This window comes from Phocaeicola sp. RTP21198st1_B8_RTP21198_201120 (assembly GCF_040929485.1).
Classification (GTDB): domain Bacteria; phylum Bacteroidota; class Bacteroidia; order Bacteroidales; family Bacteroidaceae; genus Phocaeicola; species Phocaeicola dorei.
The window spans coordinates 938-1,695 of record NZ_JBCOCI010000269.1; the positions used below are offsets into that span (position 1 = coordinate 938).

Annotated in this window: 1 pseudogene; it reads left to right on the forward strand. The window is 51.1% G+C overall.

From position 1 onward, the window contains the following. Window positions 1-758, forward strand: a pseudogene (locus AB5935_RS25295) (F0F1 ATP synthase subunit alpha); the annotation flags it as partial.

The following is a 758-nucleotide window of genomic DNA, read 5'->3' on the forward strand; positions in this document are numbered from 1 at the left end:
GTCGCGGACAGCGTGAGTTGATTATCGGCGACCGCCAGACTGGAAAGACTGCCATCGCTATTGATACGATTATCAACCAGCGCAGTAATTTCCTGGCAGGTGATCCTGTATATTGTATTTATGTGGCTATCGGTCAGAAGGGTTCTACCGTTGCTTCTATCGTTAATACGCTTCGTGAGTACGGAGCACTGGACTACACGATTGTGGTGGCTGCTACAGCTGGTGATCCGGCTGCATTGCAGTATTACGCTCCTTTTGCGGGTGCTGCCATCGGCGAGTATTTCCGTGATACCGGTCGTCATGCGTTGGTGGTTTACGATGACCTTTCCAAGCAGGCGGTAGCTTATCGTGAGGTTTCTCTGATTCTTCGCCGTCCGTCTGGTCGTGAGGCTTATCCGGGTGATATCTTCTATCTGCACTCCCGTCTGTTGGAACGTGCTGCTAAGATTATCAGCCAGGAGGAAGTGGCACGCGAAATGAACGACCTTCCGGAAAGTCTGAAAGGAATTGTCAAAGGCGGCGGTTCACTCACGGCATTGCCTATCATCGAAACGCAGGCGGGTGACGTATCGGCCTATATCCCGACGAATGTGATTTCTATCACCGACGGACAGATATTCCTTGAAACTGACTTGTTCAACCAGGGTACGCGTCCGGCTATCAATGTCGGTATCTCTGTATCCCGTGTAGGTGGTAACGCGCAGATTAAGGCTATGAAGAAAGTGGCGGGAACATTGAAGATCGACCAGGCACAGTAT